Here is a 21,579-nt window from a genome sequence, read left to right on the forward strand (position 1 = left end):
AGCTTCTCTTCCTCTTTTATTTCTTGAGCCATAGAGCGCAGATAAAACCTATGCACCATCGATAAAGTGACTGTCTAGTAATTTTTGAACCTTAGGTTTTGTTGTTAATTCTGTTTGGGTTATAAACGAACATAACAACTCATCACCAGCGACCAGTTTTGTATCACCTGTCGGCAAAATGGTCATTCCTTCTCGATTGATTGTTATAATGCGCATGTCCTGAGGAAATTTAATCTCTGCAAGACATTTATGCTCAACACTTGAATTAACGCCCACATGAAGCGTTTGAAACACCAACTCTTTTTTATGTGGGAGCTTTTTAGCAATTAGTTCTTTATGTGAATCTACGCGCATCATTTTCTGAATAGCATGTGTTTGCTCGGTAGAAATATTTTGTATCAGACGCATGGTTAAATGCTCATAAAATGGATCAACCTTACACATATTTGCACAGATATACGACACAATAGATACAATTGATACTGCTAAAAGTGCATTAAAACTACCAGTAAGCTCAAAGGCAAGAATAACTGCTGTAACAGGAGCGCGCACAACTGACGCAAATAATCCTGCAACACCCAACACAACAAAATTAACAATATAGATTTGAGGAAGTCCTAGATACGTATATGCAAAAGCACCAAAAAGACAACCTGTAAGAGCGCCCATTGCACAAAGAGGAAATAAGGTACCTCCTGGTGCACCAGAAGCAAAACAAAATGTGGTGAAGAAATATTTACCAATCAGTAATGCAATAATTGCAGGAAGCGCTAGATTTTGTGCACGAGATAGATATTCAAAGATTTTATCCCCACCACAGCATAACGCTGGAGCAAAGTAAATAGCTATAGACGAAATACAACTTGCAAAAATAAGTGGTAAATACGCATGAAATTTCTCAAGCTTTGCATAAAACGTTTCCTGAACAAAAAACATACCAGCATTATGCACAGCACCCAAAAGACCACAAAATACGCCAAGAAGCAGGATATACGCATAATATGCATGATTAATATTTTTAATAAAGTGAAAAGCTAAGACAGGCTGAACGCCAAGAATTTGAGACACCACAAAATCTGATGCAATACTTGAAATCATGGCAGCTATCAATAAAGCTGGCTTAAACTCTTTATGAATTTCTTCGAGCGCAAATAATGTGCCAGTAAGCGGTGCATGAAAAGCTGCGGCCATACCTGCAGCCGCACCACAGGTAATAAGAAGGCGTTTTTCTATGCGACGACGCCTAAAAAGCTTTGAAACAGCTTTGCCAACAACCGCTCCAAGCTGTACGCTTGGTCCTTCGCGTCCAAGCGACATACCTGCAAGCGAGCACATACTCCCCTCTAAAAATTTAAAAGGTAAAACTCGCCACCACTTCATAGATAGCTCGCCTTTTATTTCTGCATCAACATGTGGAATGCCAGACCCTTTAGAATGCGGTTCGCAACGGGTTAAGAAACATACTACACAGCCTAAACATACCGCAATGACAAGCCAAAGGATTATAACTAATGGCATCTCGTGCATATAATTATGCAGCCACATTACAAATTCTTCGGCTTTATCAAGGGTAATACGGTAAAGAGTTATAGTTAGTCCTGCTAAAAGACCAACTATAACTCCTTCAACAACAAGGTCAATTTGTAAACGCCTTGAAAATTGTTTATTAAGTTCATACAGTATAGAAGACTTTGACATAATGAACGATTGATTTATAGGATAGATCCGCCACCATAAAAACTACTAAATTTAAGGTATTCAGATAGAGAAACACACACAGGACCTCTTGAGCAGCTTGAATGAATAAATTGATCTCCACCAACATAGATACCTACATGATTACAATTGTCGAAAAATACAAGATCTCCGGCAACCAGTTGAGAAGTACTTGTCTTCCAGTTGCCCTTTGCTTTGATTTCGTCACTTTGCGTCCATGTGGTTCGGGTTATAGGATACCCAGCAAGACGGAATATGTATTGTGTAAATCCAGAACAGTCAAAACCGCCATTAGATGGATCACTACTACCCCAAATATAACGGTAGCCCTTTCCCAAAAATTGGTATGCATTAGCAACAGGACCGCCCGCATTACTGTATGAATGCGAGCGCGGAGCAGAAGGAGTAGATGAAGAACTACTCGTACTACCACCGCTCCTTTGGTTATCACTTTGAGGAGCAGAATTACCAGAAGCAGATGGCGCGTTATCTGAATTCTCTTGGATAGCACCCATCACAAATGCCGCTTGTGAATCAGTATTCTCTGCCTGTTTTTGAATAGCTGCCTGTGCTTCGGCGCTTAAACTATTGTAATAGGTTTGCGCTTCTTTGAGCTTTGATTGAATATCATCAATTTGAGCTTGAAGTTTTTTGCCCTGAGCTTGCTCTTCTGCTTGCTTTGTTTCAAGCGCAGTCTTCTGATTACTGAGCTCGCGTGATAAATCACGCACATTATCTATAGTACGTGCGTCTTCTTGGGAAACCGAATCCATATAGTGGATACGGCTTATAAGATCTTGCATATTAGTAGATCCCATAAGCAGCTCAAGCACCGATGAAACGCCAGATTTATAGCTACTACGGACGCGTTTACCAAGCGTCTCTTTAGCAGCGTCGAGCTTCTGTGTGGTTTCGGTTATCTCTTGTTCTTTATTAACGATATCTGTTGCAGTTTGTTGGAGCTGACCTTCGTTTTCATCCAAACTTTTCTGACAATCTTTAAGATCTGCAGCAAGCGAGTCAATTTTATCAGATGCAGCTTGTATTTCTGCAGGTTGTGCTGCATACGCAACAGTGATAGGAAACGATGAGGTTACAGTTAGAGCACAAACAAGGCCGGCAGTTACAGCTTTATAACCAAGCTTGGCATTCTTGGTAGTTAGTAGCATGTTAAAACCTTCCACATATACGGACTTCACAGTTAGAGTTCGTTTATTGAGCGTATAGATAGTAAAAGGATACTGTCTGACGTATCATAAGTCAAGCATATCGAGGTAAATCCATATTCTACCAGGTCAGAAAAGCCCATAAAATATCTTATTTCACCTGTACTAACGTAAACATTTCTTGAGTGAACTCTTGCTTAATAATTGAGCGTGGATTTAAGAATGCAAGCTCAAGCAAGAAGGCAAACCCAACAAGTTGAGCACCAGTTTTCTCTATGAGATGAGCTGTTGCTACTGCTGTTCCTCCCGTTGCAACCAAGTCATCCACAATCAGAACACGATCGTCTTTTGTAAGTGCATCTTTATGGATTTCAAGCTCGTTGGAACCATATTCTAGGTCATACGCCTCACGAAGCACTTCTCGCGGTAATTTTCCAGGTTTACGAGCAGGAACAAAGCCTGCATGGAGTTTATACGCAACAGGTGCTCCCAATAAAAATCCACGCGCCTCCGCACCGATCACCTTAGTAATGTGTTTATCAGCAAAGTGATCAGCAATGGCATCAACGGCAGCCGCAAATCCTTCGGGATTTCCAATTAAAGGTGTAATATCTTTGAAAACAACACCCGGCTCGGGATAATCTTTGATGTTATAGATAAGTGACTCAAAATCAAATGAAGACATATTTCTCCTTTCATAATGAAGCAATCAACAGAGCAAAGCATGCTCTATCCTTGGTTATCGCTCTTAGTATTAAACGTTTGCTGTATTGCTTTTCGTATCAGTTGATTTCGGATAGACCCTGTAAGTGACAAAATCTTATTAAACACTTTATCAAAGCGCTCACGATTTTGTTTTGTCTGCTGGACATCTACCCCACCAGCCTTAGTTGCAAAGATAACGAGTGCGTGTTCAAATAAAGCAGACTCACGGTTAGCAGCAATTACATATTGGCGTAAGTTCTTAGGGCCTATACTGTAATGAGTAAGTTCATCACATGTTTTAATAAGGTCAAAGTCTCTACTATCAACCAAGTCTCTACCATGAGGTGAGCGTTTAAAATGTATGAGTCCCGCATCAACCAACTGACGTGTAAAGCTAATAGAAACGCCTATTACTTGGGGAATTCTATCTAAAGGATACAACCTGTGAGAAGGTGTTAATATTTGTTCATCTTCCAAAGCAGTCACATCAGTACCACGAGTTTGCAATTCCTGCGTACGTTGCAATTTCTCTTTTATAACCGAAAGTGGCATAAATTTGTGCTTCTGCAAATAGAGTATGTCTTCTAATCGCTTTATATCATAACTTGAATAAACTCGATAACCCGTTTTGGTGCGTGCAGGATCAAGGAGCCCTTCGTTTTCAAGATAACGTATTTTAGAGATACTAATATCGGGATAGCGATCTTTAAGGTGAGCGACTACTTTTCCAATGGTAAGACAAGCTGTATCTGACATAACAAGCCTACCTGACACCAGCAGGGTTAGACAAGCTAGCAGGTTTATTGGTATGGAAAATCATACGAAACGTACCAATTTGAATGGTAGAACCATCTTTAAGAAAAGCTTTATTAACAATGGCTCCGTCGATCCATGTTCCATTAAGCGAATTAAGATCTTCAATAGTAGCGTAGCCCTGATTTAAAGACGTGAAGTCTATGCACGCGTGCTTCCTTGAAACAGTCATATCGTTAAGAAAGACACTATTTGAAGGATCTCGACCTATTGTAATGAATTGCGAATTTAACTCAAAAACCATACCTGTTTGAGGTCCCTTAACAATTGCAAGCGTAGGATATGCAGGTACTTTGTTATCAAACATATGTGGTGAGGTAACATCAGTTGTTGGCATACGAAAAATTTGTGTTGTGCCTGCGCTTGATGTTGTATTTGGTTTTTGTTGCATAATATCCCTTTCAAAAGATCTTCTTTACTATCATACAGCTAAATGAGGCCTTTTGACTAGAGTTATCTACAAGCAATACAGCCTATTTCAACACAAGCATTATCAGGTAAAGAACAAACATGCGCAACGTTGCGCGCAGGCGCAGGTATGTCAAAATACTTCTGCAAAACAGCGTCAATTTCAGGTAGATAGTCAAGTGAGGTAACAAAAATAGTTAATTGAGCTATATCAGAAAGCGTACAATTTACCTCATCTAAAAGCTTCATAAAAATTGCAATAATATTCTCTGTTTGTTCAGCTATGCTCAAAGATACTTGAGTGTAAGTTGAGTGTTGGTTTATATAAGAGAACGCGTGGTCTTCATCACCATAAATTCCCGTTTGCCCCGATATAAAGATAAGGCGACCTGCAGTTGTGGCTTGAGAATAAAAACCTTTGCTTTGGCTGACATCCGCCGAGCTAATAGCATACTTCATTGTTTACCCCCGAGCCTTTGTGGTTTGTAACTCGCGTGCTCCAATATAGGACGTATCAGAACGTACTAAATTATAGTTGTTTAGAACCCTAAACGTAAGGGTTAGTTTATCGTTACTGTTAACGTTAAGCTCATCTGGTAAGCCTGCGCAAAGATAATCACATGCATGTTGATATGGTTTAGGCTTAACATACGTAAAGGACAAGAAACTTCTCCACATAAGACGAGCATACTTTGCTGGTACAAACAACATATACCAGGATTGGCACGGATGAAGACATAAACACGTTATATGAGAGTCTAGGGAGATAACATCAACTCGGTGATTCTCAAAAATTGCACTATCTTGAGGTATATAATCAAGTAAAAGCTGATTTGCCGCACTTCCATAAAGTGCAATTGGCACAAGCTTATCGTTAAAGGTTTCTATATGTACATGGGCAAACGGCTCATAAGTATCTTGTTTTATATGCTGTACAAAATCCATCCACATGCTAAGCGTTTGTGAGCGTGCACTGGCGTCAAGAATAACGTATTCACTATCACCAGTACGGGCTATAAAAGGATATGAAATAACACTACCATCTCCCGATAAAACACAAGACAGACGCGTGTCCCCTATTCCAGCATGATCTGTCGCACTCAGCATGCTTATGTATGCCTGAGCATCCATACCTGAAAGAACACGATAAAAAACGCCAGACATATCAGTTATAAAACACTCGTGATCTGCAAGATCTTTGCTCTCTACTGTATCAGGAGATTGCTGCGGATAGGACGTAACATACTCACCACCCGCCTCATCGAGGCTAAAAGTTGCGCCTAATACCACGTGTTCGTCATAAAGAATTCCATGATGGGTCATATTGTATCCTTAATGTTTACTTCTCATAATTTTTAGACCTTGCATTATGTAAGTTATTGCGGCTACAGAAGAAAAAACAATACCAACATAGATAAAGAACATGCCCAAAGGTACACTTTGAGCGTTAATTCCTGGTAAAAATTCTAGGTTATAAAGTCCAAGTCCGTGAACGTATGGCGAACCAAACAGTGCGTCGCAAAACCCAAACATTAAACACGCAGTAGCAATTTTACCGATGTAAATAACATCAAGTGGTCGACGCTGATAACGCTGTAGAATAAGTGCACCACAAGCCATAACTGTATCTCTTAAAATCACAAAAACTGCTATCCAAACAGGTATTTCTTCTGTTATCACAAGGCCTAAAACACCAGTTGCAAGCAATACCCTATCCATAATGGGATCCATGATTTTCCCCAACCAACTCACCGTTTGCGTTCTACGCGCAACTTGTCCGTCTAAAAAATCGGTGACAGCAGCAATCATATAACAGATGAATGCAAGAATTCTATTAGTACGAGAAATAAAGAGGACTAAAAAAATAAAGGTAAGAATGAGTCTACAAAAGGTTATAGCATTAGCTACCGTATAAATTTGATATGAGGGGTTAGATGAAGTACCAACCGGTGCGGTAGAATCTTCGGCAACCATATAGTTTTTAACGGTAGACTTTGCGTGCTCTTTTGTAGTATGAGCTTGTGCTTTTATGGCATGCGCTGAGTGTGCAGCTTTATCCTTCAAATAGGAGGAAATCTGTTGATTATCTAAACCAGCCTTCATAAACGATATCCTTTACGATTTAATACTCGTATCTATTATAGCCTAGATAAATAGGTCTATGAATTTACAGTACAGATTTCTATTATTCTTTGCGAAGCTTATCACAATTTGTTACCATAATTAAAACTACGCGGGCGATTGGCTCAGGGGTAGAGCACTTCCTTCACACGGAAGGGGTCGTGGGTTCAAATCCCGCATCGCCCACCATTTATTTTCTTCCTTTTTACCCAGGTAAACATACTTATTTGCATGATAGCTAAATACGACCCGACCCATTTTTGTCCCATGATATTGAGGAATGGCTACGTAAAGATATTAAAAACTTACTGTTATTAGAAAATAATTGCTTAAATTTACGTGATTTAATACCTGATATAAATAATGGGCTTCGCTTATACCAGCAAAACCCATTTTGTCCTCGATGTAAGATCAAACACACTTGTACAAATATCTCGGCATGAGAGCAGCTTTGAACAGTCTTTTCATCAATATGAAATCGGCATTTTAGAGCAACATTAAAAGACTGTGATATAAAAATGCACCCAGCGTTGCGCCCATAAGTGGACCAACTACAGGGATCCATGCATATTCCCAATGTGATGTACCTTTATTGGCAATGGGCAAAAGCGAATGCATAATACGAGGTCCTAAATCGCGGGCAGGATTCATAGCATACCCTGTTGTTGAACCCAGGCATAATCCAATAACTAAAATAAGAATGCCTATGACAATTGGTCCAAGTCCGTGCTCAAGACGATTAGGTCCAAGACACAAAACACCAATGATTAGCACCGACGTAGATAATACCTCGCCAAATAAATTAGAAGGCGTATGACGAATAGCAGGCGCTGTACAAAAGCATGAAAGAATAGCATCTTGATTAGTGGTTTGCTTCCAGTGAGGATAAAAATGAAGCCAAACGCATACGTTAGCGCACATAGCACCCAAAAATTGCGCAAGAATAAAAGGAGGAACCTGCTCCCATGAAATCTCCCCTACATATGCAAGCGCGATACTAACTGCAGGATTCAAATGTGCCGGTCCAAAAATTCCCGCAACATATACCGCAAGCGTAATTGCCATCGCCCAACCAGTAGCTGTTTGCATCCAGCCAGTGCCATATGATTTTGTTTGCTTTAATTCAACGGAACAAATAACACCCTCTCCCAAAAGCATCATAATAAATGTTCCTAAAAACTCACCTATCATAGGTAGCGTAATCACGAATAATCGCCTTCTTTCCTAAGGGGAAACAATATGTCCCACATGTTTGACAAACGATAAAATTATACGTGAAAAAGTTTGATTTCTAGCGAAACGTATACAAAATTGAACCACTTCATTAGGTATACAAAAAATTTGTTTTAGAACTAGAAAAGTATGCTGTAAATTCCAAAATAATGGTGGAGAATACGGGGTTCGAACCCGTGACCTCATGGCTGCCAGCCATGCGCTCTCCCAACTGAGCTAATCCCCCATTACGGTCATCAAGACCTATTTATAATATCAAAACTTATAATTTCGTCAACGCAGAATTTTTATGCTTCAAAAATTATGCTATTTCTTCATGAGCACGAGACTCGCAAACAGATTGTATGATCGACTAGGCAACGAACTTAAAAACCTATAGAAGCCTCTAACCAAGCACTCACCATAAGTTTGTGCTAAGAAAAAAACCCAACAGGCTCTCTGTTGGGTTATATGTCTTATGGTGGGCCCAGTAGGACTTGAACCTACAACCAAAGGATTATGAGTCCTCTGCGCTAACCGATTGCGCTATAGGCCCGTAAATACTGCAGCAAAATCATTGCAAGTACGTTAGTAGAATACGCAAGAAAGCTCATTTTGGCAAGCATCAAATTAAAAATAGCTACGACTCTACGTAATTCACACGGGTTAAACAAGCCATTAAACGAGTCAAGATAAACGCAATGCAGACAACGCAGCGCGCTTAAACGCTCCAATAACGCTTATACAGCCGTTAGGTACTCTATGCCTGCAATCCTTGACGCTGAGGCACAATCTCATGCACAAGATGGTCAACAACCTCATCTACAGGCACTTCTGTGCGCTCACCCGTAGCGCGGTTTTTAACCTCAACACACGCATGTGCAAGAGCCTTTTTACCACAAACGACCTGATACGGAAATCCCATAAGATCGGCGTCATTAAACTTGATACCAGGTCGCTCTCCTCTATCGTCTACGATAACTTCAATACCTGCTTTAATAAGACCTTCAGCCAGACGCTGCGCCACAGGCCACACCGTTTCATCGTGAACATCCAACGGAATAACAGCTACTTCATAGGGAGCAACGGATACAGGCCAAATAATACCATGTTCATCGTGTGACTGCTCTACAACCGCTGCAAGTGTTCTGGAAACACCAATACCATAGCAACCCATAATAAAAGGCTTTTCGGTACCGTCTTCATCCATAAAGGTTGCACCCATTGCCTTTGAATATTTTGTTCCAAGCTGAAAGACTTGAGAAATTTCAATTCCACGCGCTGATTTAAGAGCAGCAGAACAACAAGGACAGCTATCTCCAGCTTCGGTAACAATGAGGTCTTGCCACTCATCAATAGAAAAATCTTTTCCAAGACAAGCATGACGAAGGTGATAATCTACTTCGTTAGCACCACAAATCCATTGACTGAGATCCTTCAAAGACGAATCAGCCACTACACGAATTCCTTGAGGCAAACCAACAGGTCCAATGAAACCTTTATGCAGCCCAAACTGTACAAGCTCTTCATCGCTCATCATGTGATAATCACCAAAAAGATGACTTGCTTTTACTTCGTTAAGGCTTCGATTGCCCGGAACAAAAACTACAATCGGGTTACCCGCTTCATCAACAAGCGCAAGAGCTTTACGCGTGAGACGAACATCAACCTGCAAAAATTGTGCCAGATCTTCAATAGTTTGACATGCAGGTGTTTTGATTTTTTCGCATGCGGCAACCTCATCGTCTAAGACATTTATTTGCCCAACTGCTGCCTCGGTATCTGCGGCATAATCACACGCGTCACAATAGATAAGCTCGGCTTCTCCTGCATCTGCCAGAGCCATAAATTCAACAGAGGTATCGCCACCTATCTGGCCAGAATCGGCAACCACTGGCACGGCGCGCAAACCGCAACGACGAGCAATTGTGGCATAGGCATCTTTTTCTTGCTCATAACATTCATGCAAAGATTCCTGATTGGCACAGAACGAATAACCATCTTTCATGATAAACTCCCGACCACGCATCAAACCAAAACGCGGACGACGTTCATCTCTAAATTTGTCCTGAATGTGATAAAGCGTAACAGGCAAATCCTTATAACTTTTAAGTTCATTACGAATAAGATCGGTAAACGTTTCCTCATGAGTAGGACCAAGCGCATACTCATGGTCGTGCCTATCGGTAAGACGCATAAGCTCTGGACCGTATGCACCCCAACGACCACTTTGATGCCACAATTCAGCATCGGTTAAAATAGGAGCAAGCATTTCCTGTGCGTCGATAGCTTCCATCTCTTCGCGAATAATGGATTCAATTTTTTGTATAGAGCGCCATGCCAAAGGCAAATACGAATATAAACCTGCAGCAGCTTTGCGTATCATACCCGCTCGTACAAGTAATTTATGAGAGGCAATATCGGCGTCAGTTGGGTCTTCTTTAAGAGTTGGTGCATAAAGTTTAGACATTCTTGCATAGCGTTTCAAAATAAATCCTTTCGCTACAGGTATATAACAGTGTTTAATTATACAAAGAAAAGCACAGGCGAACACGGTGACAATGTGTACAAGTGCATAACTTACAAAAATGTCGCCTTTAGGAGTTAGCACGAAGATCTTAAACCACGTACCAACCTAAGAAATAAACTAACCTGAAAAGAGAATATAATTACAAACAGTCGCCTGCTTAAAAACTTGCCTAGATAGTGTCTTGCATTATTAATAAATCACTATGGTTGTTGACTTTTAAACACCAACGCAAACATACTTATAAGTGACCAAATAAATAATATCCACGAGATAATAAAAGCGACGAGAATATACTCACTCGAAATAGTTAAACCTAAAGAATTGATGCCATACACACACATAAGCAAACTGCCAGCTGCCATAGCCTTTGCATCAGCAATAGCATACGGCCTTACATCTATTTTATCTCTCTCTTCCTTAAGCATGGTATTATAACCTGAAATCAGCATTAACCACTTATTTCTAAACAACTGAATGGATATAATAAGAAAAGAAATAGAGAATGAAAAGAAGACTAATGGTTCCATAGCACTCCTTAAAATACAAAATGAATTTCCACCCATCTTACGATGCACAACACTTAATATTAATTAACGGTAGTGGTGTCATTAGCAACAAGAAGTTTGTTGTTTACGAATATAGCTAATCGCTTAGATGTTGTCAAAATAAAAAACAAATAGAAATCACACAATTATTTTAAGGGCTTAATTTCAGACTTAAGACGAACACTAAGTATGACGCAAATATTCTTTTAAAACTTAATCGGACGCTTATTATATAGTTTTATAAGTTACGAAACAAAATCCTACATCTAAAATCAGACATCTTTTGACACGTCATAACCATAACGATCCTGAATCTCTTTAAAGAGTTCAGAAACAATGTTTTCGGCAGCAACACTGCGAATTGGTTTACCGTTTTGAAAGAGCACACCTTTGTCTTTTCCGCAGGCAACACCAATATCAGCATCACGCGCTTCTCCAGGACCGTTAACCGCACATCCCATAACTGCAACCGAAATAGGAGCCTTTAATTTTGCAAGTCGTTCGGATACAACGTTAGCCATCTCAATTAAATTAACTTGACAGCGCCCACACGTAGGACAACTTACCATTTCTGGAGTTAGTCGCCTCATGCCAAGTGAGGACAATAAATCCCACGCCACGTATACTTCCTCTACAGGATCTGCAGTTAAGGAAAGGCGAATTGTATCGCCAATACCTTGTTCAAGAAGAATACCTACACCCACACAATTTTTTACGGTACCCTGCCTTAAGCCTCCAGCTTCGGTAACTCCAACATGTAAAGGTATATCTGGCAACGCTTGTGACAAGTTTCGATAGGTTTCAAGCGTAGTGGGAACAGAGTGCGCCTTAGCAGACAAAACAATGTCATTAAATCCACGGTCTCTAAAATGCTCAACATAGCCTGTAGCAGAGGCAATCATTTTTTGAGAAAGCGTTAAATCATCACGTGTGTCAAATTTGCGATCTAAAGAACCTGCATTAACACCAATACGAATGGGAATATGAGCCTGTTTTGCAGCATCTATAACCTTGTCAACTTTTTCCATGGAACCAATATTTCCTGGATTAATACGCAGCGCAGAAGCCCCACGCTCGGCAGCTTCAATAGCTAAACGGTAATCAAAATGAATATCAGCAATAACAGGAAGCGGACTTTTGCGACAAATTTCTTCAAAGCCATCTAGATCACTTTTAAGCGGAATTGCAACACGAATAAGTTCGCAACCAGCATTCATAAGTTTGTTAATTTGTTCAAGTGTTGCAGCAGCATCTGAGGTCTTAGTTGTACACATCGACTGCACAGATACGGGTGCTCCCCCACCCACTGCAACATCTCCCACAAAAACCTGATGTGTTTTAGAACGAGCTTTCACTATACTATCTTTCTGTTGTAACCAAATTTTTAATGCACGTAGCACACTTTTTAGTGCACGTAGCTCACGCGCCTCTTAGATGACTTCTTGTTTTTACAGAAGCCATATCGTTTTATTACCCCTGAATAAGAGCTGCTATATCATTTCGCAGCGCAAAAACAAAAAGCAACAAAAAGAGCGCAATTCCAATGTAGGTAACAAACGTTTGAATCTTAAGTGGTACTGGTTTTCTAATAACTACGCCAATGATTTCAAAGAGCGCCTTACCACCATCTAAAGGAGGTATGGGCAAAAGATTCATACAACCAAGTGACATCGAAATCATAGCAGCAAGCATGAAAAACTGTTGAGCGCCCTCTTCTGCTGCACGGGCAGCCATCGTTGAGATTCCCACAACGCTTGAACTTTGTTGTACAGTTTGCACCGCATATTGAGGCATAATAAGCCTACACACAAATTGGGTAACCTGAACAGTATACGAAGTAGCAAACTGCAAAGATTGACCAATACTTGGATACACTACTTTTGTTTGGGCATGAATACCAAAAAGCTCATGAGGCTCAAGATGAGAAAAATCAACTGTTGAGCTGAACTGTTGCTCATCGTGCACATACTTCATTTCAAACGTGGCGCGGTCTTTCATTTTATCCGACAAAACGCGAACAATATCGGACCATGAGTGTACGAACTCGCCATCAAGTGCCACAATTTTGTCACCAGTAGATAAACCAGCATTTTGTGCAAGAGAATTTGCCTCAACACTACCTAAGACATTGGAATCAACCGTAGTAGTCACGCCTGCTAAGCTGAGTGTGGCAACAAGAACCACAAACGCAAATACAATATTTACGCATGGCCCTGCTGCAAGTGCTATAAAGCGTTTTATAAAACTTTTACCCGTATACGTGCGCGCTTTTTCGTCTAGAAAAAATTGGTGAGGATCAGAAAGCATATAAGCACTACCAGCAGGTTTTACCTTCTCGGGCAAAAAATGATGTCCTGTATCAAAAAGCGTTAACATCTGATCGTCACGTGCAACAGTGGTATATATAATGTTTTGTTCACTATCACCAGAATCGCTCGTCACTTTTTGTATCGAAGCCCAATCAGCCAACACAGCTAAAAGCTCATGCGCATATACAGTGCTACATCCAAGTGCCTCGGCACACGCGCCAGCTGTTGTGCGTCCTTGTGTATAAACAAAGGTAAGGCACTGCTCCAACAGTTCATCATCAACATGCGCCATGCCGCAGATACGTGTATAGCCTCCAAGCAACAAAGGAGTAATGCCAATCTCGGTTCCCCATCGTTTGAGCTTATATGACCATTTATATTTACAGGGCATGCCGATAAAAAATTCGGTCACACGCATCCCAAACAGGCGAGCAGCAATAAAATGCCCTGCTTCGTGAATAGCCACAAGAAATGACAAGACAACTGCTCCCCAGAATATAGGCAGTATAATTTGAAGGACTAACGTCATACATTCTCCGAAACTAAGATAGATAGGTTTGTGCACATGTGCGTGCCTGCGTGTCTACTTCGCGAAGTTGCTCAAGTGATTCAACAGGTGCAAGCTCACAATTTTGCATGGTTTGAGCAACAATACGTTCAATATCTAAAAATGAACAGCGACCTTCTCTAAATGCTTTATTAGCAACCTCATTTGCAGCATTCATAATACATGGCATGGTTCCACCCGTTTTACCTGCTTGTAAGGCAAGTTTTAGACAACCAAACGTTGTGGTATCAGGAGCTGCAAAACTAAGGTGAGAAATAGTTCGCCAATCGGGTAATTTTGTTGATGGCGTATCCCAACGATTAGGATAGCTGAGCGCATACTGAATGGGAATACGCATATCAGAAGGTCCAAGCTGAGCCTTTGTTGTACCATCTTTAAATTGAACCATAGAATGGATCATGCTTTGTCGGTGGATGACAACATGAATGTCATCAATTGGCAGTTCAAACAGACGTGTCGCCTCTAAGACTTCTAATCCTTTATTCATAAGTGTTGCCGAGTCAATCGTAATTTTTGAACCCATTTTCCACGTAGGGTGACGAAGTGCATCAGCAGCAGTAACGCTGCCAAGTTCATCACGCGTTTTAGCGTAAAACGGTCCCCCTGAACAGGTAAGCCAAATATCACTGAGCTCACGTAAAGACTCGCCTTGAAGACATTGAAAAATTGCACTGTGTTCAGAATCAACTGGGATAAGCTTCCCAGGTTTAACAAGCGGCATAATGAGATCGCCAGCTACAACAAGCGATTCCTTATTAGCATAAGCAAGTGTCTTGCCGCATTTGAGCGCGTGATAACCCACTTCCATGCCTGCAGCTCCAACAATGGCACACACAACAAGATCAATGTCGTCTCTTTGAACAATATCAAGGAGCGCTTGAGAGCCAAATTCGCACGAACACGTGGCAGGAAGATTATCCAGGATGGCATCATTTTTATGAGTTTCATCAACTACGACAACGTGCTGTGCGTCACATGTACGCGCAGCTTTAACGAGCGCGTCGCACGAATTGTAAACAGAGAGCGCAACGACATCAATTTTGTCGCGGTGTTGGAGGCATACATCAAGCGTTTGAGTGCCAATTGAACCCGATGAGCCCAAAATTGCCACACGCAAGCGCTTATGTTCATATTCATCAGATGAAGATGAACCAAACTGCTGAGAAGAATTTGTATTAAATAAACTCATATAAGACCACCTAAAACAAGCAAAAAATATGCTGCGGTGCACCCAAAAAGCATGGAATCGCTGCGGTCAAGCAAACCACCATGACCAGGCATTATAGTGCCAGAATCTTTAAGGTGCACCGAGCGTTTAATACGAGATTCAAACAAATCGCCTATAACAGAAACAATACCCACAACGAGACCGCAGATAAGAGCATATCCAAGTGAAATATGCACCAGTCCAAAATAATAAATACCAAACCACACAGCAACAGATGCGACAAGACCGCCATAAAATCCTTCGATACTTTTATGCGGAGAAATGGTAGGTGCAAGTGGGTGCTTACCAAAATTACAGCCTACAAAATACGCCGAAATGTCATTTGCCCAAACCGAGCACATAACTACAAGCGTTAAAACAGCAGCACTAAAATTTGGCTGGCTACATCTTAGAAGCACGATATGCGAAAAAAGCAATGACGTATACATGGGAGCAAAAAAACTCAGGGCGGTGTCAGCTATCGTAACATGCGGAGACGCAATATAAAGCACACTTAATACCAACGCATAAAGTATTGCCGTACCCAAAAGAAGCGTATACGAATTAAAAAGAGCTAATATTGGAAAGAGCAACGCAACGAATAACCCCACAAAATCATAAGGATTATAGTGCGCAAGCTTAATCATATGAAAAAACTCTGAACAACAAAGCCAGGCCATAGCTGCAATCGCAAATGCAGTACTCGTAGGATCTGCATAAATACAACTCACCACAGCTACCGAGTATAAAACACCTGAAAATACACGAAGTAAAAGCTTTTCGGTCCATGCACGAGCGCGTTGCGTTTTGAGCTCGCCTTTTTGTCTAACGGATTCTTTTTGACTGCGTCTTTCTTCGAGCTTTTTTATACCACGCTCTAAGCCAAGACCAGATGTAAGGCGCGAGCGCATCTCTTGCTCTGATTTATGAGCAGAGCCTCTTTTAGTAAAAACGTGCAATTTACTCACGAACGAACACCCCCAAATCGGCGCGTTCGCTCTTGATATGATTTAATTGCTCGCAAGAAATCCCATTTAGTAAAATCAGGCCATAACGTTTTGGTTATATAAAGCTCAGAATATGCAATTTGGTACAACAAATAGTTTGAAAGGCGCATCTCACCCGATGTGCGTATAACCAAATCAGGATCAGGAAGACCGCTCGTATAAAGATACGACGAAAGCACTTCCTCATCAATATCTGACGGCTTAAGTTTTCCATCTTGCACCTGTGTAGCTATACTTTGAGCTGCCTGAACAAGATCATAACGTCCACCATAATTTACTGCCAATGCAAATACCATGCCCGTATTATGCTGAGTTTGTTGAAGACCTTGTTTAAATACCTTACGCGTAGTTGCAGGAAGAGCGTCAATATTGCCAAAGAAACGCAAACGAACATTTTCTTGCGCAAAAAGAGGTAACTCCTTAACCAAAGTCGTAGCAAACAAGTGCATAAGCAGGGTAACTTCGTGCTGAGGACGTTTCCAATTTTCGGTAGAAAACGCGTAAACGCTCAGTACTTTAATTCCCAAACGAACCGAAGCGGTTACGATTTCTTTAAGCGAGGAAACTCCAGCTTTATGGCCTAAAGCTCTATCCAAGCCACGCGCCTGCGCCCAACGACCGTTTCCGTCCATGATAATGGAAACGTGCGAAGGCAAACGATTCAACGAAATATCAGATAAACTCGTATCGTCTGGCGGACAAGAAAAATATGATTCTAACTCTTGTGAAATAGACAACTAAATCTCCATGACCTCTTGTGATTTAGTTTTAAGCATTTCGTCGATCTTTGCTACAAACTCGTCTGTCAGCTTTTGGATAGCCTTCTTTTCACGATTGACATCGTCTTCATTAAGCTCTTCGTCACGCTCTGCTTTGTTATTAGCATCACGACGAGCATTGCGCACGGCAACTTTTGCATCTTCTGCATATTGTTTACATTCTTTTACCAGTTCACGGCGACGCTCTTCGGTTGGCTTAGGAAACGGCAAACGAATAGAAGTTCCATCATTACTAGGCGTTATGCCCAAATCAGAAGACTCAATAGCTTTTTCAATAGCTTTAAGTGAAGACTTATCCCAAGGCTCAACAACTAACATTGAGGGTTCGGGAACCTTAATGCCAGCAAGCTGCACAATTGGAGTAGGCTGACCATAGTAATCTACCCGAATACCATCAAGTACCTGAGGATTTGCACGTCCGGTACGAACCTTAGAAAAATTATTCTTAAGTGCATCAATACATTTATTCATGTGTTTTTGTGCTTGATCGGTATATGCGCTCATATATCCTCCTCATGTAGTTGTATAAGCTCCTACGATAAACTTTCCCACAATATAATACGTACTAAACCTACTTAGACACGTCTTCACAAACAACGGTACCAACATTTTCGCCCTGTAGTGCACGATCAAAAATACCTTTTGCATCAAGATTGAAGACCATAATAGGCATATGATTATCGTTACACAATGCAGTTGCTGTAGAATCCATAACTTGCAATTCCTTTTTAAGGACATCCATATAGGTAATTTTGTCGAATTTCTTTGCGTTGGGATTCTTAACGGGATCACAATCGTAAATACCGTCGACTTTAGTTGCCTTCATAAGAACTTGCGCCCCAATTTCGCAAGCGCGCAAAGCAGCTGCTGTATCGGTAGTAAAGTAAGGATTTCCCGTTCCAGCCGCAAAAATGGTGATACGGCCTTTTTCCAAATGACGTATTGCACGACGTCGAATATAAGTTTCTGAAACCTGATGCATTTCAATTGCGCTCATAACGCGACATTGCATATCGTTATGCTCAAAGGTATCCTGAAGCGCAAGCGCATTGATAACAGTTGCAAGCATACCCATGTTATCGCCTTGAGCACGATCCATACCTGCAGCTGCGCCAGAAAGACCACGAAAAATATTGCCTCCGCCAACTACAACAGCAATTTCGAGCCCTGCATCATAGGCTGGCTTAAGCTCGTGCGCTATATGCTGAGGAACAACAGGATCAATACCAAAGTCTTTATTACCCATAAGGGCTTCACCTGAGAGTTTAAGAAGAACGCGCTTATATTTGTAAGCCGACATAGTAAACCTTTCCATATAAACGTATATGCAAAAAAAGCCGCATATATCTGTGCATCACATGTAATGCATGTTTTTCTTATTTTAACAGAAGAGCACGCAAGCTCAGTAAGGAATGTACGCAAAGCAAAGAAGTTACAAAGAAATGAGCAAGAAAAACCCGACTTATCAAAGATAAATCGGGTTAATACTACGTATACAAAAGATGAGAGAACTTATTCTTCACCAAAAGCATAACGAACAAAGGAAACGATCTTGATAGAGTCATCACCAACAGACTTACCTACTTTTTTAGCAAGTTCAATAACGGTTACGCTTGAATCCTTAATGAATTCTTGCTCGCTTAAAACGCTTTCTTTAAAGTATTTCTCAAGTTTGCCTTCAGCCATTTTTTCTTGAATAAATTCAGGCTTGCCACTTGCTGCAGCTTGTGCCATGTAAATACTCTTCTCATGAGCAATAACATCAGCTGGAACATCTTCACGACGTGCGCTCACAGGTGCAGATGCCGCTACTTGCATAGCAACATCGTGAGCAAATGTCTTGAACTCTTCGCTTTCGGCAGTTTGAGGCTTGTCAAAGCTAAATTGGCAAATATCTGCAAGCTTGCCACCAAGATGGATGTAGCTGCTCAAGCAACCATCCTCAGCAACAACACGCTGAAAACGAGCAACTTTCATGTTCTCACCAATAACGTGAATCATTTCAGTTAATTCATCGGCAACGGTAGAATTATCCAAAGGACATGCTTTAAGAGCCTCAACGTCACTAGGATCATGCTGTGCAACACATTGAGCCAGTTTATTTGCAAAAGAAGTAAACTTAGGGTTAGTACCCACAAAGTCTGTTTCGCAGGTAAGCTCCAAAAGTGCACCAGTTTTACCGTCTTCAGAGACATAAGCAGCGATGGTGCCTTCATTCGTATCACGACCAGCGCGTTTAACAGCCTTTGCAACGCCCATCTTGCGAAGCACGTCTACAGCTTTTTCAATGTCACCATCGGCTTCTACTAAAGCTTTTTTACACTCCATCATAGGCGAGTCGGTCATTTCACGGAGTTGTTTTACCAATGCTGCGCTAATTTGTGCCATGATTTCTCCTTTATAGGATTAGAGTCTACAATACTACTACTCAGAAACAGATGCTTTATCTGAAGAATCTTCTTGTGCCTTTTCTTCTTGACTACCCTGCTTCATTTCTTCCTCAGAAATTTGTTCTTTACCCTTACCAGCAAGAACAGCATCAGCAACAAGTTCGCACATAAGATTTACCGAACGAATTGCGTCATCGTTAGCAGGAATACCATAATCAACTACATCAGGATCAGAGTTAGTGTCAAGCAATGCAACAACAGGAATGTGAAGACGATTTGCCTCACGAATTGCAATTTCTTCACGCTTTGAATCTACAATAAAGAGTGCCTGAGGAAGTGCGTGCATATCACGAACACCACCAAGATTGCGCTGCAGCTTTTCGAGTTCTTTGCCCAAAACGGCTTGCTCTTTTTTAGGAAGCGCAGCCATACGACCGTCTTCTACCATAGCCTCAAGCTCTTCCATACGATCGATACGTGAACGCATGGTTACAAAGTTAGTAAGCATACCGCCCAACCAACGCTGATTGATGTAGGGCATATCACAACGTTTTGCTTGTTCAGCAACTGCCTCTTGAGCCTGCTTTTTGGTACCAACAAAAAGAATACGGCCTTTTTTTGAAGCACAATTTTTAAGGAAAGTATATGCTTTATCTGCATTTACAACAGTTTGTTTAAGATCAAGAATATAAATACCATTACGCTCACCAAAGATATATGGTTTCATTTTTGGATTCCAGCGACGGGTTTGGTGTCCGTAGTGGCAGCCAGCTTCGAGAAGCGTACGAATATTGATCTTTACAGCCATAATAAAACCTCCATTGGTTGATCCTCCGTAAGCAATCATCCCTGAGCACTACTTTAAATTTGGCTGAATTTAAAGCACCAGAGCACACAAGTCCTGCTTACGTGTGTATTTTTACACTGTACACTTGCACAGCAACAATAAAGTATACCAAGCTCCACACGTTTTTTCTATACTTATTTTTAGCCACTACGCAGCTCCATATGTTTCGCATAACCGCTGAGAGCGTCCATGGGTCAAAGCGGGAAGCATTCATTTCAAGCACGTGTATGCCAATCCAAGATTACGCGCGTGGATTTGCACGCCGCGCAGCGTCTTTTAAGGCATTAACAGAAACATGGGTATATATCTGTGTAGTTGCTAGGCTTGCATGTCCTAAAAGCTCCTGCACACTGCGTAAATCTGCACCATGTGACAACAACTCGGTTGCAAACGAATGACGCATCGTATGAGGAGTTGCTATTTCTTGAAGATGACTTAAACGCATGTAATGTTCAAAGACGTATCTTAGAGCTTGATCACTCATGGCCTTACCACGTGTTGAAATAAAAACGTGTTGATTAGTTTGAGCTTGCGCTTGATTTTTTTGTTTAGATAACAAAACTGGCCGCGCGGTTGTCAGATACATATGCAAAATACGGGCACATTCGGGATATATTGGCACAATACGCTCTTTTGAGCCCTTACCAAAAAGCCTCACCTGCTTTGAATCAAACGATATATCAGAAACGCACAAATGAGCAGCTTCAGATATACGACAACCTGTTGCATAAAGTAGCTCCAAGAGTGCGCGGTCTCGTAAACCGCATACCGTATCTTCTTGACATGTGGCAAGTAACTTTTCAATAGAAGATTCGCTTAAAACATGAGGTAGTGTTTTGGGAATCTTTGGACTTGCCAGCGCTGCCGCAGAATCTTTTTTGGTGAGTCCCTTACGAACAAGCCATTTATACCACGCTCGAATAGCAGATAAATGTCTATTAATCGTACGCGAAGCGTAGCGAGCTGCATATAATTGTGCTAAATATGACCGTAGCTGTTTATGCGAAATATCTAAGAGATCATAGGAGTTTTTTATAAGCCAACGCACATACGCTTTAAGATCTGTTTCATATGCACGAGTTGTGTTTGGCGATAAATTTTGAGTGGTCATAAGGTGCTGTATAAACGATTCCATAAGCTGCTGCACATATGCGGAATATGAATCATCATCAGGTTTTATGCCACAAGCAGGTTTAACTTGTGAACAATTTATCTCTGTATGTTCGCTCGTTTTAGAAGATACACCATCACTCATA

21 protein-coding genes and 3 tRNA genes are annotated in these 21,579 nt (G+C 41.1%); 1 reads left to right on the forward strand and 23 read right to left on the reverse strand.

The genetic code is table 11. The annotated features are described in order from the left end of the window. Window positions 1–48: 48 nt before the first annotated feature. From HMPREF0091_RS03665 to HMPREF0091_RS03700, 8 genes are all read right to left on the reverse strand, one after another. A complete protein-coding gene (locus HMPREF0091_RS03665) occupies window positions 49–1,698 on the reverse strand; it encodes a ClC family H(+)/Cl(-) exchange transporter (RefSeq protein ID WP_006302920.1) in 1,650 nt (549 codons plus the stop codon). Between the two features lie 14 nt (window positions 1,699–1,712). Further along, window positions 1,713–2,885 carry a C40 family peptidase gene (locus tag HMPREF0091_RS03670; protein ID WP_006302921.1) on the reverse strand — a complete coding sequence of 391 codons (1,173 nt, stop codon included), beginning with the start codon at window positions 2,883–2,885 and terminating at the stop codon, window positions 1,713–1,715. 148 nt (window positions 2,886–3,033) lie between these two features. Beyond that, a complete protein-coding gene (locus HMPREF0091_RS03675) occupies window positions 3,034–3,567 on the reverse strand; it encodes an adenine phosphoribosyltransferase (RefSeq protein WP_006302922.1) in 534 nt (177 codons plus the stop codon). Between the two features lie 44 nt (window positions 3,568–3,611). Then, a complete protein-coding gene (ftsR, locus tag HMPREF0091_RS03680) occupies window positions 3,612–4,343 on the reverse strand; it encodes a transcriptional regulator FtsR (protein ID WP_006302923.1) in 732 nt (243 codons plus the stop codon). Between the two features lie 7 nt (window positions 4,344–4,350). Further along, a complete protein-coding gene (locus tag HMPREF0091_RS03685; RefSeq protein WP_006302924.1) occupies window positions 4,351–4,791 on the reverse strand; it encodes an FHA domain-containing protein in 441 nt (146 codons plus the stop codon). Window positions 4,792–4,853: 62 nt separating this feature from the next. Then, entirely contained in the window at window positions 4,854–5,267 is a 414-nt protein-coding gene (locus tag HMPREF0091_RS03690) for a RidA family protein (RefSeq protein WP_006302925.1), read from the reverse strand. 3 nt (window positions 5,268–5,270) lie between these two features. After that, window positions 5,271–6,131 carry a hypothetical protein gene (locus tag HMPREF0091_RS03695; RefSeq protein ID WP_006302926.1) on the reverse strand — a complete coding sequence of 287 codons (861 nt, stop codon included), beginning with the start codon at window positions 6,129–6,131 and terminating at the stop codon, window positions 5,271–5,273. Window positions 6,132–6,140: 9 nt separating this feature from the next. Continuing rightward, window positions 6,141–6,911 (reverse strand): CDP-alcohol phosphatidyltransferase family protein, encoded by a 771-nt coding sequence (locus tag HMPREF0091_RS03700; protein ID WP_006302927.1) that lies wholly within the window; start codon window positions 6,909–6,911, stop codon window positions 6,141–6,143. A gap of 132 nt (window positions 6,912–7,043) precedes the next feature. On the opposite strand from HMPREF0091_RS03700, the gene HMPREF0091_RS03705 reads away from it, so the two are divergent. Beyond that, window positions 7,044–7,118 (forward strand) — tRNA-Val (locus HMPREF0091_RS03705). A 297-nt stretch (window positions 7,119–7,415) separates the two neighbouring features. Here the strand turns inward: HMPREF0091_RS03705 and HMPREF0091_RS03710 are convergent. The 15 genes from HMPREF0091_RS03710 to HMPREF0091_RS03780 all read right to left on the reverse strand — a co-directional run bounded on the left by HMPREF0091_RS03710 (window position 7,416) and on the right by HMPREF0091_RS03780 (window position 21,578). Next, window positions 7,416–8,135 carry an MIP/aquaporin family protein gene (locus HMPREF0091_RS03710; protein WP_006302928.1) on the reverse strand — a complete coding sequence of 240 codons (720 nt, stop codon included), beginning with the start codon at window positions 8,133–8,135 and terminating at the stop codon, window positions 7,416–7,418. Between the two features lie 177 nt (window positions 8,136–8,312). Further along, a tRNA-Ala gene (locus HMPREF0091_RS03715) sits at window positions 8,313–8,388 on the reverse strand. Window positions 8,389–8,620: 232 nt separating this feature from the next. Beyond that, a tRNA-Ile gene (locus tag HMPREF0091_RS03720) sits at window positions 8,621–8,697 on the reverse strand. A gap of 204 nt (window positions 8,698–8,901) precedes the next feature. Beyond that, window positions 8,902–10,629 (reverse strand): proline--tRNA ligase, encoded by a 1,728-nt coding sequence (locus HMPREF0091_RS03725; protein WP_010241372.1) that lies wholly within the window; start codon window positions 10,627–10,629, stop codon window positions 8,902–8,904. Between the two features lie 242 nt (window positions 10,630–10,871). Further along, window positions 10,872–11,198: a DUF3784 domain-containing protein gene (locus HMPREF0091_RS03730; protein ID WP_010241371.1), complete on the reverse strand. Its 327-nt coding sequence runs from the start codon at window positions 11,196–11,198 to the stop codon at window positions 10,872–10,874. 290 nt (window positions 11,199–11,488) lie between these two features. Next, on the reverse strand, window positions 11,489–12,571 hold the full coding sequence (gene ispG, locus HMPREF0091_RS03735) for a flavodoxin-dependent (E)-4-hydroxy-3-methylbut-2-enyl-diphosphate synthase (protein WP_010241369.1): 1,083 nt from the start codon (window positions 12,569–12,571) through the stop codon (window positions 11,489–11,491). A gap of 115 nt (window positions 12,572–12,686) precedes the next feature. Next, the gene (locus HMPREF0091_RS03740) at window positions 12,687–14,054 is read right to left on the reverse strand and encodes a M50 family metallopeptidase (protein WP_006302932.1); all 1,368 of its coding nucleotides are present in this window, start codon (window positions 14,052–14,054) and stop codon (window positions 12,687–12,689) included. A gap of 13 nt (window positions 14,055–14,067) precedes the next feature. Continuing rightward, window positions 14,068–15,282: a 1-deoxy-D-xylulose-5-phosphate reductoisomerase gene (dxr, locus tag HMPREF0091_RS03745; RefSeq protein WP_006302933.1), complete on the reverse strand. Its 1,215-nt coding sequence runs from the start codon at window positions 15,280–15,282 to the stop codon at window positions 14,068–14,070. After that, the gene (locus HMPREF0091_RS03750; RefSeq protein WP_006302934.1) at window positions 15,279–16,268 is read right to left on the reverse strand and encodes a phosphatidate cytidylyltransferase; all 990 of its coding nucleotides are present in this window, start codon (window positions 16,266–16,268) and stop codon (window positions 15,279–15,281) included. Before HMPREF0091_RS03750 ends, dxr begins: the two co-directional genes overlap by 4 nt. Continuing rightward, complete coding sequence (locus tag HMPREF0091_RS03755) at window positions 16,265–17,044, reverse strand: isoprenyl transferase (protein ID WP_006302935.1); 780 nt, start codon at window positions 17,042–17,044, stop codon at window positions 16,265–16,267. The genes HMPREF0091_RS03750 and HMPREF0091_RS03755 overlap by 4 nt, the downstream gene beginning before the upstream one ends. Next, entirely contained in the window at window positions 17,045–17,590 is a 546-nt protein-coding gene (frr, locus tag HMPREF0091_RS03760; RefSeq protein ID WP_006302936.1) for a ribosome recycling factor, read from the reverse strand. Between the two features lie 67 nt (window positions 17,591–17,657). After that, window positions 17,658–18,386 carry a UMP kinase gene (gene pyrH, locus HMPREF0091_RS03765; RefSeq protein ID WP_010241363.1) on the reverse strand — a complete coding sequence of 243 codons (729 nt, stop codon included), beginning with the start codon at window positions 18,384–18,386 and terminating at the stop codon, window positions 17,658–17,660. 212 nt (window positions 18,387–18,598) lie between these two features. Further along, window positions 18,599–19,474 carry a translation elongation factor Ts gene (gene tsf, locus HMPREF0091_RS03770; protein ID WP_006302938.1) on the reverse strand — a complete coding sequence of 292 codons (876 nt, stop codon included), beginning with the start codon at window positions 19,472–19,474 and terminating at the stop codon, window positions 18,599–18,601. A 36-nt stretch (window positions 19,475–19,510) separates the two neighbouring features. After that, entirely contained in the window at window positions 19,511–20,284 is a 774-nt protein-coding gene (rpsB, locus tag HMPREF0091_RS03775; RefSeq protein WP_035434579.1) for a 30S ribosomal protein S2, read from the reverse strand. A 280-nt stretch (window positions 20,285–20,564) separates the two neighbouring features. Continuing rightward, complete coding sequence (locus HMPREF0091_RS03780; protein ID WP_006302940.1) at window positions 20,565–21,578, reverse strand: tyrosine recombinase; 1,014 nt, start codon at window positions 21,576–21,578, stop codon at window positions 20,565–20,567. Window position 21,579: the final 1 nt, after the last annotated feature.

Source organism: Fannyhessea vaginae DSM 15829 (assembly GCF_000159235.2).
In the GTDB taxonomy this organism is placed as follows: domain Bacteria; phylum Actinomycetota; class Coriobacteriia; order Coriobacteriales; family Atopobiaceae; genus Fannyhessea; species Fannyhessea vaginae.

Bases quoted from the DNA above. Each gene is read 5' to 3' on its own strand.
- HMPREF0091_RS03690 (WP_006302925.1), bottom strand. From the start codon at position 5,267: ATGAAGTATGCTATTAGCTCGGCGGATGTCAGCCAAAGCAAAGGTTTT.
- HMPREF0091_RS03665 (WP_006302920.1), bottom strand. From the start codon at position 1,698: ATGTCAAAGTCTTCTATACTGTATGAACTTAATAAACAATTTTCAAGG.
- HMPREF0091_RS03730 (WP_010241371.1), bottom strand. From the start codon at position 11,198: ATGGAACCATTAGTCTTCTTTTCATTCTCTATTTCTTTTCTTATTATA.
- HMPREF0091_RS03695 (WP_006302926.1), bottom strand. From the start codon at position 6,131: ATGACCCATCATGGAATTCTTTATGACGAACACGTGGTATTAGGCGCA.
- HMPREF0091_RS03675 (WP_006302922.1), bottom strand. From the start codon at position 3,567: ATGTCTTCATTTGATTTTGAGTCACTTATCTATAACATCAAAGATTAT.
- HMPREF0091_RS03685 (WP_006302924.1), bottom strand. From the start codon at position 4,791: ATGCAACAAAAACCAAATACAACATCAAGCGCAGGCACAACACAAATT.
- frr (WP_006302936.1), bottom strand. From the start codon at position 17,590: ATGAGCGCATATACCGATCAAGCACAAAAACACATGAATAAATGTATT.
- HMPREF0091_RS03670 (WP_006302921.1), bottom strand. From the start codon at position 2,885: ATGCTACTAACTACCAAGAATGCCAAGCTTGGTTATAAAGCTGTAACT.
- HMPREF0091_RS03740 (WP_006302932.1), bottom strand. From the start codon at position 14,054: ATGACGTTAGTCCTTCAAATTATACTGCCTATATTCTGGGGAGCAGTT.
- ftsR (WP_006302923.1), bottom strand. From the start codon at position 4,343: ATGTCAGATACAGCTTGTCTTACCATTGGAAAAGTAGTCGCTCACCTT.
- pyrH (WP_010241363.1), bottom strand. From the start codon at position 18,386: ATGTCGGCTTACAAATATAAGCGCGTTCTTCTTAAACTCTCAGGTGAA.
- HMPREF0091_RS03700 (WP_006302927.1), bottom strand. From the start codon at position 6,911: ATGAAGGCTGGTTTAGATAATCAACAGATTTCCTCCTATTTGAAGGAT.
- rpsB (WP_035434579.1), bottom strand. From the start codon at position 20,284: ATGGCTGTAAAGATCAATATTCGTACGCTTCTCGAAGCTGGCTGCCAC.
- tsf (WP_006302938.1), bottom strand. From the start codon at position 19,474: ATGGCACAAATTAGCGCAGCATTGGTAAAACAACTCCGTGAAATGACC.
- HMPREF0091_RS03780 (WP_006302940.1), bottom strand. From the start codon at position 21,578: ATGAGTGATGGTGTATCTTCTAAAACGAGCGAACATACAGAGATAAAT.
- dxr (WP_006302933.1), bottom strand. From the start codon at position 15,282: ATGAGTTTATTTAATACAAATTCTTCTCAGCAGTTTGGTTCATCTTCA.